At 40.2% G+C, this 14,182-nt stretch carries 15 protein-coding genes and 1 riboswitch; of the genes, 9 read left to right on the plus strand and 6 right to left on the minus strand.

The window, feature by feature from the left end; genetic code table 11:
- The first annotated feature begins 103 nt into the window (after positions 1 to 103).
- Together purH and purD are read left to right on the plus strand one after the other, a co-directional pair.
- Positions 104 to 1,693, plus strand: a complete 1,590-nt coding sequence (purH, locus tag PH4a_RS05400; RefSeq protein WP_129038336.1) for a bifunctional phosphoribosylaminoimidazolecarboxamide formyltransferase/IMP cyclohydrolase — start codon at positions 104 to 106, stop codon at positions 1,691 to 1,693.
- Positions 1,694 to 1,705: 12 nt separating this feature from the next.
- A complete protein-coding gene (purD, locus tag PH4a_RS05405; protein WP_129038338.1) occupies positions 1,706 to 2,995 on the plus strand; it encodes a phosphoribosylamine--glycine ligase in 1,290 nt (429 codons plus the stop codon).
- A 23-nt stretch (positions 2,996 to 3,018) separates the two neighbouring features.
- Here the strand turns inward: purD and PH4a_RS05410 are convergent, their stop codons facing one another.
- The 6 genes from PH4a_RS05410 to nudC all read right to left on the minus strand — a co-directional run bounded on the left by PH4a_RS05410 (position 3,019) and on the right by nudC (position 7,461).
- A complete protein-coding gene (locus PH4a_RS05410) occupies positions 3,019 to 3,681 on the minus strand; it encodes a DUF1481 domain-containing protein (protein WP_244212937.1) in 663 nt (220 codons plus the stop codon).
- 44 nt (positions 3,682 to 3,725) lie between these two features.
- Positions 3,726 to 3,998, minus strand: a complete 273-nt coding sequence (locus PH4a_RS05415; protein WP_064718078.1) for an HU family DNA-binding protein — start codon at positions 3,996 to 3,998, stop codon at positions 3,726 to 3,728.
- Between the two features lie 190 nt (positions 3,999 to 4,188).
- Positions 4,189 to 4,779 (minus strand): YjaG family protein, encoded by a 591-nt coding sequence (locus tag PH4a_RS05420; RefSeq protein ID WP_129038342.1) that lies wholly within the window; start codon positions 4,777 to 4,779, stop codon positions 4,189 to 4,191.
- 74 nt (positions 4,780 to 4,853) lie between these two features.
- Positions 4,854 to 5,522: a deoxyribonuclease V gene (nfi, locus tag PH4a_RS05425; RefSeq protein WP_129041819.1), complete on the minus strand. Its 669-nt coding sequence runs from the start codon at positions 5,520 to 5,522 to the stop codon at positions 4,854 to 4,856.
- Positions 5,515 to 6,588 (minus strand): uroporphyrinogen decarboxylase, encoded by a 1,074-nt coding sequence (hemE, locus tag PH4a_RS05430; RefSeq protein WP_129038344.1) that lies wholly within the window; start codon positions 6,586 to 6,588, stop codon positions 5,515 to 5,517. The genes nfi and hemE overlap by 8 nt, the downstream gene beginning before the upstream one ends.
- A gap of 84 nt (positions 6,589 to 6,672) precedes the next feature.
- Positions 6,673 to 7,461, minus strand: a complete 789-nt coding sequence (gene nudC / locus PH4a_RS05435; protein ID WP_129038346.1) for an NAD(+) diphosphatase — start codon at positions 7,459 to 7,461, stop codon at positions 6,673 to 6,675.
- Positions 7,462 to 7,612: 151 nt separating this feature from the next.
- Between nudC and PH4a_RS05440 the strand changes: the two genes are divergently transcribed.
- The 7 genes from PH4a_RS05440 to thiH all read left to right on the plus strand — a co-directional run bounded on the left by PH4a_RS05440 (position 7,613) and on the right by thiH (position 13,993).
- A complete protein-coding gene (locus tag PH4a_RS05440; protein WP_129038348.1) occupies positions 7,613 to 8,287 on the plus strand; it encodes an HAD family hydrolase in 675 nt (224 codons plus the stop codon).
- 44 nt (positions 8,288 to 8,331) lie between these two features.
- Positions 8,332 to 8,454: riboswitch (TPP riboswitch) on the plus strand.
- A 131-nt stretch (positions 8,455 to 8,585) separates the two neighbouring features.
- Complete coding sequence (gene thiC, locus PH4a_RS05445) at positions 8,586 to 10,535, plus strand: phosphomethylpyrimidine synthase ThiC (protein WP_129038349.1); 1,950 nt, start codon at positions 8,586 to 8,588, stop codon at positions 10,533 to 10,535.
- On the plus strand, positions 10,519 to 11,166 hold the full coding sequence (gene thiE / locus PH4a_RS05450) for a thiamine phosphate synthase (protein WP_129038352.1): 648 nt from the start codon (positions 10,519 to 10,521) through the stop codon (positions 11,164 to 11,166). Before thiC ends, thiE begins: the two co-directional genes overlap by 17 nt.
- Positions 11,160 to 11,909 carry a HesA/MoeB/ThiF family protein gene (locus PH4a_RS05455; RefSeq protein WP_129038353.1) on the plus strand — a complete coding sequence of 250 codons (750 nt, stop codon included), beginning with the start codon at positions 11,160 to 11,162 and terminating at the stop codon, positions 11,907 to 11,909. The genes thiE and PH4a_RS05455 overlap by 7 nt, the downstream gene beginning before the upstream one ends.
- Complete coding sequence (gene thiS / locus PH4a_RS05460) at positions 11,906 to 12,106, plus strand: sulfur carrier protein ThiS (RefSeq protein ID WP_129038355.1); 201 nt, start codon at positions 11,906 to 11,908, stop codon at positions 12,104 to 12,106. Before PH4a_RS05455 ends, thiS begins: the two co-directional genes overlap by 4 nt.
- A gap of 1 nt (position 12,107) precedes the next feature.
- The gene (locus PH4a_RS05465) at positions 12,108 to 12,875 is read left to right on the plus strand and encodes a thiazole synthase (protein ID WP_129038357.1); all 768 of its coding nucleotides are present in this window, start codon (positions 12,108 to 12,110) and stop codon (positions 12,873 to 12,875) included.
- Positions 12,875 to 13,993, plus strand: coding sequence for a 2-iminoacetate synthase ThiH (thiH, locus tag PH4a_RS05470; RefSeq protein ID WP_129038359.1), 1,119 nt, complete (start codon positions 12,875 to 12,877; stop codon positions 13,991 to 13,993). The genes PH4a_RS05465 and thiH overlap by 1 nt, the downstream gene beginning before the upstream one ends.
- The last annotated feature ends 189 nt before the right edge of the window (positions 13,994 to 14,182 follow it).

Genomic DNA, 14,182 nt, shown 5'->3' on the forward strand with positions numbered 1-14,182 from the left:
GTTCAGCTTCTGAAATGTTAGTTAAGCAAACACAATTTCACTGTATTAATGTGATTTAACTTCACCATCATTACCGTAATACGAAAACCAAGGGATAAAACTCATGCAACATCTTCGTCCTATCCGCCGTGCACTATTAAGCGTGTCAGATAAAACGGGTATTTTAGAATTTGCTAAAGCGCTTATTGAAAGAAATGTAGAACTATTATCGACTGGCGGAACTGCGCGTCTATTAGCAGAAGCAGGTTTACCTGTTATTGAAGTCTCCGATTACACAGGTTTTCCTGAAATGATGGATGGTCGAGTTAAAACATTACATCCTAAAGTACATGGCGGCATTTTAGGTCGCCGCGGACAAGACGATTCAATAATGGAAGAACACCATATTCGCCCTATCGATATGGTAATTGTTAATCTTTATCCTTTTGCTAAAACGGTTGCTCGTATCGACTGTACATTAGAAGATGCTGTAGAAAACATTGATATAGGTGGGCCAACCATGGTTCGCTCTGCCGCAAAGAATCATAAAGATGTCACTATCGTAGTAAATAGTAATGATTATGAAAGAGTGATTGAAGAAATGGATAATCACGAAAATAGTCTTACTTTAGATACCCGCTTTGACTTAGCTATAAAAGCATTTGAACACACTGCCGCTTATGACAGCATGATCGCAAATTACTTTGGTCAAAAAGTTGCGCCTTATTATGGCGACACTTCACAGCCATCAGGTCATTTTCCTCGTACATTGAATCTTAACTATATAAAGAAGCAAGATATGCGTTATGGAGAAAATGCTCATCAGCAAGCTGCTTTCTATATAGAAGAGAATATAGAAGAAGCATCAATTGCGACAGCCGAACAATTACAAGGTAAAGCGCTTTCTTACAACAACATCGCTGATACTGATGCAGCATTAGAATGTGTGAAATCATTTTCCGAACCAGCATGTGTTATTGTGAAACATGCAAACCCTTGTGGCGTTGCTATTGCGAATAGCCTCGTACAAGCGTATGACAACGCATTTAAAACCGATCCAACCTCTGCATTTGGCGGTATTATTGCTTTCAATCGCCCATTAGATGCAGAAACAGCAAGCGCGATTATCGAACGTCAATTTGTTGAAGTCATTATTGCTCCTTCTATTAATAAAGAAGCGTTACCTATTTTAGAAACTAAACCTAACGTTCGCGTATTAGCTTGTGGTCAATGGCAAGAAGCAAAGCCTGCATTCGATTTTAAACGCGTAAATGGTGGACTGTTAGTACAAGATCGTGACTTGGGTATGGTTAAAGAAGAAAACTTAAGAGTCGTTACACAACGCCAACCTAGTGAACGAGAATTAAAAGATGCTCTGTTTTGCTGGAAAGTCGCTAAGTTTGTTAAATCAAATGCCATTGTTTACGCCAAGAATGATATGACTGTCGGGATTGGCGCAGGACAAATGAGTCGAGTTTATTCCGCCAAAATTGCAGGAATTAAAGCAGCTGATGAAGGTTTAGAAGTTGCTGGCTGCGCTATGGCATCAGATGCATTTTTCCCATTTAGAGATGGTATTGATGCAGCGGCACTGGCAGGCGTAACTTGTGTTATTCAACCTGGCGGTTCAATTCGTGATGATGAAGTTATTGCTGCTGCAAATGAACATAACATTGCGATGATCTTTACAAACATGCGCCATTTCCGCCACTAATAGGATATCAATATGAAAATTTTAATTATTGGTAATGGTGGTCGTGAACATGCTCTTGCATGGAAAGCCGTTCAATCACCACTTGCGGCACAAATTTTTGTCGCACCAGGTAATGCAGGAACCGCATTAGAAGCCGGCGTAGAAAATGTTGCCATCGCCGCAACAGATATTTCCGCTCTCGTTGAATTTGCTAAAGAAAATGATATCGGACTTACTATTGTTGGTCCAGAAGCACCACTTGTTATTGGTGTCGTTGATGCATTTAAAGAAGCTGGATTAACGATTTTTGGCCCAACTAAAGGTGCAGCACAACTTGAAGGTTCAAAAGCATTTACTAAAGATTTTTTAGCGCGTCACGACATCCCAACAGCGAGCTATCAAAACTTTACTGAAGTCGCACCTGCTTTAGACTATTTAAAGAAAGTCAGTGCGCCTATTGTCATTAAAGCTGATGGTTTAGCTGCAGGAAAAGGTGTCATTGTTGCAATGACTGAGGCTGAAGCCGAAAATGCGATTAAAGATATGCTTGCGGGTAATGCTTTTGGGGATGCAGGTCATCGTATCGTCATTGAAGAATTTCTTGATGGCGAAGAAGCCAGTTTTATTGTCATGGTTGATGGCGAAAATGTTATCCCGATGGCAACCAGCCAAGATCACAAACGCGTTGGCGATGGCGACACCGGCCCAAATACAGGTGGAATGGGCGCTTACTCGCCAGCTCCCGTTGTTACTGATGCCATCCACCAGCAAGTAATGGAAAAAGTGATTTATCCGACAGTAAAAGGTATGGCGGCAGAAGGTCACCGTTATCAAGGTTTTCTTTATGCGGGATTAATGATTGATAAACAAGGCGTCGCTAAGGTTATTGAATTTAACTGCCGCTTTGGTGATCCAGAAACTCAACCTATTATGATGCGTATGCAATCAGATTTAGTCGCGCTTTGTTTGGCCGGTGCAAAAGGCGAATTAAAGGGTAAAGCGTCAATTTGGGATCCTCGTCCTGCTTTAGGTATTGTGATTGCTGCCGGTGGTTATCCTGCTGATTATCGCCAAGGTGATATTATTTATGGTTTAGCCCAAACCTCATCAACAACAGCAAAAGTATTCCAAGCAGGTACGGTATTAAATGATAAAGGTGAGGTTATCACTGCTGGCGGTCGTGTTTTATGTGCTACGGCCTTAGGTGATGATATCGAACAAGCACAAAAAAATGCTTATGCTTTAGCAAAAGATATTCATTGGAATGGTAGTTTTTATCGCCATGATATTGGCTATCGTGCTATTGCACGTTTAAAAAAGTAAGCTAAAACGACAAAAGGGAGTTATTACAGACTCTCTTTTGTTGGTTCCCATTTACAAAAATCATGTTCAGCAACCATCAATAATTGTTTACCTTCTGGCGAATCAAGCCATGCCACATAAACAGGTTTATTCGAATTTAGTGCTCGTCTCTTTAGCCAACGCTGCTCTGGGGCTTCAAATGACACATTCACTTTTTCACCAGCACATGTTGTCATGGTATTTTGGCTCCAAACGCCTTGTACTAAATTAACTTGTCCAATGGTTAATGCTTCACTGATTTCACGCTCTTTTGATGCTGAGAAAACCATGATTAGGCGTTCATCTTCGCTTAACTGTCGTTTTTGACCTTGATTTTCTTGCTGCATAAAAATCGTTTCGCCATGTTGATTTAATCGGAGATGCCAAGAGGACGGGTTGGTAGGATTTACAATTTCACTGCGGACTTGCCAGAGCTGATTTTGGCGATATTCATAGAATGTGATGATGGTTTCAGGTTTTTTATAAAAACTATACACACTCATTATAACTTGAGGCTCCGACGCTGGATTATTCAGGCGCCATAACCTAACAACACCTTCGTCCGCAATATAACCGGTTGCAGAAAACTCAGGAAGTCGTGGAGTAGAAGAGCAGGCGCTGAGCAAAGACGCTAATCCTATAGCAAACAGCCCCTGTCGTTTCAACAAAAGGGGAATAACTCCCCCTCTATTGTTCATTCCGTTCAAAGGAATTATTTTACAGCGTCTTTCAGTGCTTTACCGGCAGTGAATGCAGGAACGTTTGCTGCTGCAATAGTAATTTCTTTGCCAGTTTGAGGATTACGACCTGTACGTTCTGCACGGTGATTCACCTTGAATGTACCGAAACCAACTAACTGTACAGAATCGCCTTCTTTCAGAGCGCCTGTTACTGAATCGATAAACGCTTCAATAGCAGCTTTTGCTTGAGTTTTTGTCAGATCCGCTTTTTCAGCAACTGATTCGGTTAATTCAGCTTTGTTCATAAAATAGTCCTTAAAGTATGTTTTATCGTTTGAAAAACATCTGGTGAAAAAACTTAATGAGTATTTTAAAAGTACTAATTAAGTAAAAACACCTGAGCCACTTCTGTTCGTTCCCAATGTAGAACATACACTGGGGTGATGTGAAGTCTTTAAACGTCGCTTTTCAAGCACTAAATCACGTTTTTCTGATTTAGTGTGTTAATTCTATACCGATATTGCTCATTCCAGCTTCGCGAAGGTCTGTTCGCAGACCTTTTATCAGTTCAATATCTCGTTCTTCGCACTCAACCAACAGGCGATAAATTTCCCATTGGATATCAAATTCATCAATAACCGCAGGAAGATCTTTCAGTTCTTCCTCGCTCATTTCTCTTTCTGCTTGTGTCATTTCGAGTGCTGCAACAGTACCAACAGATACTTTACTTACTTCAATAGCGTGGCTTAATGATTCTCCGCTTAAACGGGAATGTACTATTTCGCTTAGCGCAACACAGGCATCAATGGCGGGATAAACACCATAAATATCAAATTGAGATGCATCAGGAATAGCTTCTTCTAGCTTTTCCAATTGTGAATCAAAATTCACCTTTACATCTTTTACCGTTAAAGTTTCCCAAACCAAATCGAGAATACGACGATAAAGCATTGGATCGGTAAATCCTGTTTCACGACAAAATACCTGATAATTCGGATACATGCGCTCACACAGGCATGCCATAAACGTCAGGTGTTGCCAGCCTTCAAGCTTTTCTAGACGTAAATGGATTGGGTTCTTCAACATTCGTAATTACTCATTTTCTTAACTTAGCCGCAGTTTACCTGAAAATTCAGAATATCCACATATTTCCCGACTATTTAGAGCTTATTCTTATTCAATCGCTCAAATATTCGCCTATTTGAAGCTATACCGTCAGCCCAACGAGTTGGTTCAGGCAATCGATAGCCTTTCATGCAGCGCTCAACCCACGCTAACGCACTCTTCATACTCACTTTATGACCTGGAGAAATATAGAGTGGTTTACATTTTTTCTTGCTGCGATAAATCCACCCTATTTGTTCATCTTTATCCATTAACGTTTCATAGCTTCCAACATCTTCACTTAAAGGTTTATCAACTCCACATAAACGACTTTTAGCAACGCCAATTGTAGGAGTATCAATAAGCAAACCAAAATGACTTGCAACACCAAATCGCCTTGGATGAGCGATACCTTGCCCATCGACAAAAATAAGTTCAGGCTTTTGTTTTAATGCCTGCCACGCTTTTAATAACGCGGGACATTCACGAAAAGAAAGTAAACCTGGAATATAAGGGAGTGATGTGGGAATTCGCGCTATTTGGTATTCAAGAATTTCAAAAGAAGGGTAATGTAATATAACGATGGCAGCGCGAGTGACTGCGCCACCGTCTTCAAAACCAACATCAGCACCGGCGATATAAGTAGGTGCTGAATATTGATCGGTTAAAATAATTTGTTGAGCTTTTTCTGTCTGCTCTTGACGCAGTTGTTGAGTATTAATCATTATCCTGATGATAAGGCTTTGATAAACGGTGAACCGCATCAACAAACGCACCAGCATGTTCTGGTGGAACGTCTTGATGAATACCGTGCCCAAGATTAAAGACATGACCATTACCTTTGCCAAATCCAGCAAGGATGGTTTCAACTTCCTGTTCAATTCTTGCTGGCGGTGCATATAGCATTGAAGGATCCATATTGCCTTGTAATGCAACTTTATCGCCGACTCGATGGCGTGCATCTTCAATATCAATTGTCCAATCTAGACCTAATGCATCACAACCTGTTGCTGCCATGGCTTCTAACCAGCGCCCACCACCTTTAGTAAATAAAGTGACGGGGACTTTTCTACCATCATATTCACGAATAAGACCATCAACAATCTTATGCATATAGTTGAGTGAAAACAGTTGGTAATCGCGTCCTGTTAATACGCCACCCCATGTATCAAAAATCATAATAGATTGGGCGCCCGCTTTAATTTGAGCATTCAAATATAGAATAACGCTATCTGCCAGTTTATCCAGTAATAGATGTAACGCTTGTGGCTCGGCATACATCATTTTTTTAATTTTTGTAAATGCCTTGCTGCTTCCACCTTCAACCATATAAGTGGCAAGTGTCCAAGGGCTACCAGAAAAACCGATTAATGGAACACTACCTTGTAATGCATGACGAATAGCACGTACTGCATTCATCACATAACCTAATTCATCTTCAGGATCAGGAATAGGTAATTTTTTAATATCATCAAAGCATTTTATTGGCGAATGAAAACGAGGGCCTTCACCCGTTTCAAAATAGAGCCCCAATCCCATTGCATCAGGAATAGTTAAAATATCAGAAAATAAAATGGCAGCATCAAGAGGAAAGCGTCTTAATGGTTGCAGTGTGACTTCACATGCGAGCTCTGTATTTTTGCACAATGAGATGAAATCCCCCGCCTGTGCCCGTGTTTCCTTATATTCAGGAAGATATCTGCCTGCCTGACGCATCATCCAAACAGGGGTGACATCAACAGGTTGGCGCAACAGCGCACGTAAATAGCGGTCGTTTTTCAACTCACTCATGACTAACTCCATTAACAGTAATAGGGCCGCAAAATAGCTTAGATTGTAACATGTTAGAAAAATAACTGTTGGCAGACTGCGCCTTTATTTATTTCTTGTTTCATCTTGACGAATATTCGCTATCGTATCTTCGATTAAACGCCTAGCAATGGTATCTGATGGTGGAATTTGTGGTAATTTATCATAGCGATACCAACCTGCACTCGTTAATTCAGCCGGGTCATGACGTAACTCACCACCGTCATAATCAGCTAAAAAGCCCATCATTAAAGAATGAGGAAAAGGCCAAGGCTGAGAAGAGACATACCGAATATTACGAATATGGATATTACTCTCTTCAAAAACTTCACGCGCTACCGCTTCTTCGAGGGTTTCTCCTACTTCGACAAAACCAGCTAACACAGTATAAAGAGGCGAGTGTTTATGTCTTACATGATGAGCTAATAAAATTTTATCTTGGTTTCTAATACCCACAATAATACAAGGGGCGATTTGTGGATAATAACGTTCGTGGCAGTTATCACATAAACAAGCCCATTCACTCTCACTATGTCTCATTTTAGAACCACAGTAACCGCAGTAACGATGAGAACGGTAAAATTCGGCTAACTGTACACCTCTTCCAACAAGCTTAAATAATTTTTCGTCTTGAGAGGCTATCAGTCTGGGAGAACACATATCGTTATCCATTTTGCCATGAATAAGCCAAACATTTTCCCCTTGCCATTCACCAACAACTTTGGCTTGTTTACCTGTTAACCCCCAATTCTGAGCAGTACCAAAAGGTAGATCGCCTTGAGGTAACCAAACTCGCCCACCAAGGCTAACAGTCCACCAGCCTTTTTCTGATCCGGTTAATGTATATAAATGCATAACGATGATTCTATCCAAAATAATGATATAGACTAGAGGATACTCTCTTTAAACCAATTATCTCAATGTATCATGTAAAATCCTTATCATTCAGTACTATTTTTTAATGAAAATATATAAAAAAAATTAATGAAAAATACGTTAGATAACTATGAATAAAAAAAAATCTCTCGCCATTTTTGATCTTGATGAAACATTATTGTGTGGCGATTCAAGTCGCTTATGGACAAATTATCTTTGGGATCGAAAAATCGTTCAAGACCCTGCTTTTTTAGCTCTTGATTCTCAAATGATGAAGGACTACTACGCAGGCAAACTCAATATTGAACATTACCTTTTTGAACATATCTCTTATTTCAACCAATTTACTGTAGATATGATTAATCACTGGGTTAATGATTATATTCAAACTATTATTAAGCCATTACTTTACCCCCAAGGGATCAATATTATTGCTCAATATCAACAAGAAAACATTCCCGTTATTATCATTTCAGCTACGATGTCTTTTCTGGTTCACCCTATCGCAAAATTACTCAATATAGATGCCTCTATGGGTATTGACATGCAAATAAATAACGGCTATTACAACGGTAAAATTGAAGGAATACCAACATTTAGAGAAGGTAAAGTGACACGATTAAATCACTGGAAAAACGAGAATAATATTAATAATAATTATATATTTTTTTATACTGACTCTAGTAACGATCTCCCATTATGCTATCAAGCTGATGAGGTAATCACTGTTAATGCTGATGTTCTCTTAGCCCAAATCGCAATAAATAACGGTTGGAAACAATTACACTGGGATTTAAATCAATAATAGATATCGGACTTGTAGTTTTTAAAATCTTTCATATACTGGTCATCTTCTTGTCGGAGTGCCTAGTGTTTATAAGGTTGTTATAAGCACAGGCTGAGACCGTTTATTCGGGATCCGCGGAACCTGATCGGGTTAATACCCGCGAAGGGAACAAGAGTGATTCGACCTTTTGATAGCATCTACGCGTATATTTTTTACACACCTATCTGTCGATACTCCCTGCGACCTCCAGACAAGCATTTTTCTCAATATCCACCCGACAAGCCTCGCGCTTGATTGATATTTATTAGGAAATGCTATGTCCACAAAACAATCTATATCTGTTAAAGATATTTCACCAACAGCAACGATTATTTCAGAAAAACAGCGTCCGAGAAAAGAGCAACGTGATGCGGCTCAAGCCTTTATCAGCACTATTCAAGGTGTCAGTTTTCCCAATTCAAATCGCATTTACCTCGAAGGCAGCCGTGCTGATATTCAAATTCCAATGCGTGAAATCCAGTTAGCTCAAACACTAACGGGTGGTACAAAAGAAGATCCTATTTTTGAAGATAATGAACCTGTTCCGGTTTATGACACATCAGGCCCTTATGGCGATCCAACCTCTCAACTCGATGTAAATAAAGGCTTAAAAAAGATACGTCAACCTTGGATTGATGAGCGTAAAGATACCGAGGCCTTAACACTGCTTAGTTCTGATTTTACCCAGCAGCGCCTTTCTGATGCAGGATTAGAACATCTTCGCTTCCCTTTAAAACCAAGCCCTAAAAAAGCATTATCAGGGAAAAGAGTCACCCAGCTACACTATGCTCGACAAGGTATTATCACACCAGAAATGGAATTTATCGCCATTCGTGAAAATATGGGTCGGGAACGTATTCATAGCGAAGTATTACGCCAACAACATGCTGGCTTTAGCTTCGGTGCTCATCTTCCTGATAATATTACACCTGAATTTGTACGCCAAGAAGTCGCTGCGGGTCGTGCGATTATTCCTGCCAACATCAATCACCCTGAATCAGAGCCAATGATTATTGGTCGTAATTTCTTGGTAAAAGTGAATGCAAATATTGGTAATTCCTCAGTTACCTCTTCAATTGAAGAAGAAGTAGAAAAATTAATTTGGTCTACGCGTTGGGGTGCCGATACCGTAATGGATCTCTCGACAGGTCGTTATATTCATGAAACCCGTGAGTGGATCATTCGCAATAGCCCCGTGCCTATTGGTACTGTGCCAATTTATCAAGCATTAGAAAAAGTAAATGGCGTTGCAGAAGATCTCTCATGGGAAATATTCCGTGATACTTTGCTTGAACAAGCAGAGCAAGGTGTAGATTACTTCACTATTCATGCGGGTGTTCTGCTGCGTTATGTGCCAATGACAGCTAAACGTTTAACAGGGATAGTTTCTCGTGGTGGTTCAATTATGGCGAAATGGTGTTTATCGCACCATAAAGAGAACTTTCTCTATGAACACTTCCGTGAGATTTGTGAGATTTGTACCGCTTATGACGTTTCATTATCACTGGGTGATGGTTTAAGACCTGGTTCTATTCAAGATGCCAACGATGAAGCACAATTCTCTGAGTTACATACCCTTGGTGAATTAACCAAAATTGCATGGGAATATGATGTTCAAGTTATGATTGAAGGCCCGGGCCATGTACCAATGCAGATGATCCGCCGCAATATGACAGAAGAATTAGAACATTGTCATGAAGCACCATTTTATACATTAGGGCCTCTCACAACGGATATCGCACCGGGTTATGACCACTTTACCTCTGGTATCGGTGCCGCAATGATTGGTTGGTTTGGTTGTGCAATGCTTTGTTATGTCACCCCTAAAGAACACCTTGGCTTACCCAATAAAGAAGATGTTAAACAAGGGCTTATCACTTACAAAATTGCGGCTCATGCTGCCGATTTAGCCAAAGGACACCCTGGGGCTCAAATTCGTGATAATGCGATGTCTAAAGCACGTTTTGAATTTAGATGGGAAGATCAGTTTAATTTGGCACTTGATCCTGAAACTGCACGCAAATATCACGACGAAACCTTACCTCAAGCATCAGGTAAAGTTGCCCATTTCTGCTCAATGTGTGGCCCTAAATTCTGTTCAATGAAAATTACTCAAGAAGTACGCGATTATGCCGCAGGTATGGAGCAAATGTCGCAAGCCTTTAAAGAACATGGTAGCGAGCTTTATCATAGTGCAGAGGTTGCTGATAATGAACAGATCCTCTAGCGCCCCTTTTGCATTAACAGAAAAAAAATTGGGTCTTTACCCTGTTGTTGATTCCATTGAATGGATTGAACGCCTGTTAAAAGCAGGCGTTACTACTATCCAATTGCGTATTAAAAATAAGCAACTGACAGAAGTCGAACAAGATATTATCGCAGCAATAAATTTAGGCCAGCATTATAACGCCAGGCTATTTATCAATGATTATTGGCAACTTGCGATTAAACATCACGCTTATGGTGTGCATCTTGGCCAAGAAGATTTGGATATTGCGGATCTCAATGCTATTAGACAAGCAGGATTACGTCTTGGCATTTCCACTCACGACGAATTCGAACTGGAAAGAGCAAAAGCTTTACACCCTTCTTACATTGCACTCGGTCATATCTTCCCAACCAGCACCAAAGAGATGCCATCTCAACCACAAGGATTAGTTGCTCTTCGTAAACAGGTTGAACAAACCACCGATTATTCCACTGTGGCTATTGGTGGGATCTCATTAGAAAGAGTGCCAAGTGTGGTTGCAACAGGTGTTGGTGGTGTTGCTTTAGTCAGTGCCATTACAAAAGCAGTAGACTGGCAACAAGTAACACAGAAATTATTAGAATTAGTAGAAGGAAAGCCATCATGCTAAATGATAATGATTTTATGCGTTATAGCCGACAAGTGATGTTAGAAGACTTTGGCTTAGAAGGTCAAAATAAGCTTCAGCAAGCCAAAGTATTAATTGTCGGACTAGGTGGTTTAGGCTCTCCTGCTGCGCTTTATCTTGCTGGTGCTGGTGTGGGTGAGCTTATTTTGGTCGATGATGATGTTTTACATGTTTCTAATCTTCAGCGCCAAATCCTTTATCGCACTAAAGATATTCCTGATGCCAAATCAGATATCGCAAAGCAATCACTACTCGCGTTAAATCCTGATATCACCATTACCGCTTACAAACAAAGGCTTGATGATGATGTGTTACCTGATTTAGTTAAACACGTCGATTTAGTCCTTGATTGTACTGACAACATGCTCACTCGACAGGCTATTAATCGTGCTTGTGTTGCTCAAAAAACACCACTTGTTAGCGGCAGTGCCGTTGGTTTTAGTGGCCAGCTAATGGTGTTTGAACCCCCTTTTATTCAGGGGTGCTACCACTGTCTTTATCCTGATAAAACTGAACCGCAAAGAAATTGTAAAACAGCTGGAATTTTAGGCCCTGTAGTTGGTGTTATAGGCACACTTCAAGCGCTTGAAGCGATTAAATTGCTATCTGGCTTACCGAGTTCTCTCAGCGGAAAACTTCGTCTTTTTGATGGAAAAAAACAAAATTGGAGTACGTTGCGTTTGACGCCATCAAAAACATGTCCTGTTTGTCGAGGATTAGCATGAATATTACCGTAAATGACGAACAACTATCTCTGGATATGCCTGTCACTATCTGTCAGCTCCTTATTCAGTTAGAACAGCCACCAATAGGTGTGGCGCTCGCCATCAATGAAACCATTGTTCCTCGTGAAAATTGGGACACTCATTTTATTAATGATGGCGATACGATCCTTCTCTTTCAAGCAATTGCAGGGGGCTGATATGTTAAAAATTGCTGATACCACATTCACATCAAGACTTTTCACTGGTACAGGTAAATTTGCCACACCGACAATAATGACTGAAGCTATCCGCGCTTCAGGCAGTCAGTTAGTGACTATGGCGATGAAACGTGTCGATTTAAAAAGTGGCAACGATGATTTAATCGCACCACTCAAATCATTAGGCGTAAAATTATTACCTAATACATCTGGTGCAAAAACAGCACAGGAAGCTATTTTTGCCGCTCGGCTAGCTAAAGAAGCATTTGGTACTCATTGGGTAAAATTAGAAATTCATCCAGATACCAAATATCTACTTCCTGATCCTATCGAAACATTAAAAGCCGCAGAGACCTTAGTAAAAGAAGGCTTTGTAGTATTGCCTTATTGCAGTGCTGATCCTGTTTTATGCCGTCGATTAGAAGAAGTTGGTTGTGCTGCTGTAATGCCGTTAGGCTCACCGATAGGTTCAAATCAAGGGCTACAAACTCGCGATTTTCTGCGAATTATCATTGAGCAAGCATCTATTCCTGTCGTGGTCGATGCTGGCATTGGCGCACCAAGCCATGCACTTGATGCATTAGAATTAGGTGCTGATGCTGTATTAGTGAATACCGCGATAGCGGTAGCAAAAAATCCTGTATTAATGGCTCAAGCGTTTAAAATGGCGCTTGAGTCCGGAGAACTTGCGAAACAATCTGGTTTAGCCATATCCACCTCGCAAGCACAGGCCTCAAGTCCATTAACCCAGTATTTAGGGGCTTTCTAATGGAGACTTTTTCTGATTATTGGCAACAGCTCAATTGGGATGACTTAACACTAAAATTAAATAGCAAAACTAACGCTGATGTAGAGACTGCATTAAGCCGCGATATACTGATTTTAGATGATTTTATGGCACTAATATCACCTGCAGCTCGTCATTATCTAGAGCCAATGGCGCAACGTGCTCAGCAACTTACTCGTCAGCGATTTGGTAACGTTATTGGTTTATATGTTCCACTTTATCTCTCTAATTTATGTGCAAATGACTGTACTTATTGCGGTTTTTCAATGAGTAATGCTATTAAGCGTAAAACACTCAATGAAAGTGAGATAATTGCCGAGTGCAATAGTATTCGCCAATTAGGTTTTGATAGCCTACTACTCGTTACTGGTGAACATCAAAGAAAAGTGGGTATGGACTATTTTCGTCAATATATCCCTCTAATTCGCCGCCACTTCAGCTCATTAATGATGGAAGTACAACCTCTAGCAACTGATGAATATGCTGAACTAAAAACCTTAGGTATCGATGGCGTGATGGTTTATCAAGAAACATATCACGAACCTACTTATCAGCTACATCATCTGAAAGGGAAAAAACAAGACTTTCATTGGCGATTACAAACACCAGATAGGTTAGGGCAAGCGGGTATTGATAAAATCGGCTTAGGGGCACTGATTGGGCTTTCAGGACAATGGCGCACTGATTGTTATATGGTCGCAGAACATTTGCTATTTTTACAAAAACGTTACTGGAAAAGCCGCTATTCTATCTCTTTTCCTCGTTTACGTCCTTGTGCTGGTGGTCTTAGTCCCGCATCCGTGATGAGCGAAGCAGAACTAGTGCAACTGATCTGTGCATTTCGTATTTTAGCGCCTGATGTGGAACTTTCGCTTTCTACCCGTGAATCGCCTTATTTTCGCGATAATACTGTTCCTTTGGCGATCAATAACATCAGCGCGGGTTCAAAAACCCAACCCGGCGGCTACTCTGATAGCCATGAAGAACTAGAACAGTTTTCACCAAATGATAATCGCCATGTAAATGATGTTATTGATGCACTAAAAGCGCGGGGGTTACAACCTGTTTGGAAAGACTGGGATAATTATTTAGGTCGTTAATAAACATTGGAATAATATAAAACCGCACCTTAGTTTATTAAAAAATAATAACAAGGGCGGTTTTTATTAAAAAACTTAATAATAAATAACACTCAATAAAATATAATAAGAAAAGATAACATTTTTGTTATAAATAATAGCTAAAATATTCTTTCAAACTTAGATAATTAGCTTACAGTTTTATTTTTA

Origin of the sequence: Proteus hauseri (assembly GCF_004116975.1) — a bacterium.
Classification (GTDB): Bacteria; Pseudomonadota; Gammaproteobacteria; order Enterobacterales; family Enterobacteriaceae; genus Proteus; species Proteus hauseri.

Coding starts and splice junctions, on each gene's coding strand:
- PH4a_RS05440 (WP_129038348.1), top strand. CDS start 7,613: ATGAATAAAAAAAAATCTCTCGCCATTTTTGATCTTGATGAAACATTA.
- PH4a_RS05455 (WP_129038353.1), top strand. CDS start 11,160: ATGCTAAATGATAATGATTTTATGCGTTATAGCCGACAAGTGATGTTA.
- thiE (WP_129038352.1), top strand. CDS start 10,519: ATGAACAGATCCTCTAGCGCCCCTTTTGCATTAACAGAAAAAAAATTG.
- purH (WP_129038336.1), top strand. CDS start 104: ATGCAACATCTTCGTCCTATCCGCCGTGCACTATTAAGCGTGTCAGAT.
- thiH (WP_129038359.1), top strand. CDS start 12,875: ATGGAGACTTTTTCTGATTATTGGCAACAGCTCAATTGGGATGACTTA.
- thiC (WP_129038349.1), top strand. CDS start 8,586: ATGTCCACAAAACAATCTATATCTGTTAAAGATATTTCACCAACAGCA.
- nfi (WP_129041819.1), bottom strand. CDS start 5,522: ATGATTAATACTCAACAACTGCGTCAAGAGCAGACAGAAAAAGCTCAA.
- purD (WP_129038338.1), top strand. CDS start 1,706: ATGAAAATTTTAATTATTGGTAATGGTGGTCGTGAACATGCTCTTGCA.
- thiS (WP_129038355.1), top strand. CDS start 11,906: ATGAATATTACCGTAAATGACGAACAACTATCTCTGGATATGCCTGTC.
- PH4a_RS05420 (WP_129038342.1), bottom strand. CDS start 4,779: ATGTTGAAGAACCCAATCCATTTACGTCTAGAAAAGCTTGAAGGCTGG.
- nudC (WP_129038346.1), bottom strand. CDS start 7,461: ATGCATTTATATACATTAACCGGATCAGAAAAAGGCTGGTGGACTGTT.
- PH4a_RS05415 (WP_064718078.1), bottom strand. CDS start 3,998: ATGAACAAAGCTGAATTAACCGAATCAGTTGCTGAAAAAGCGGATCTG.
- hemE (WP_129038344.1), bottom strand. CDS start 6,588: ATGAGTGAGTTGAAAAACGACCGCTATTTACGTGCGCTGTTGCGCCAA.
- PH4a_RS05465 (WP_129038357.1), top strand. CDS start 12,108: ATGTTAAAAATTGCTGATACCACATTCACATCAAGACTTTTCACTGGT.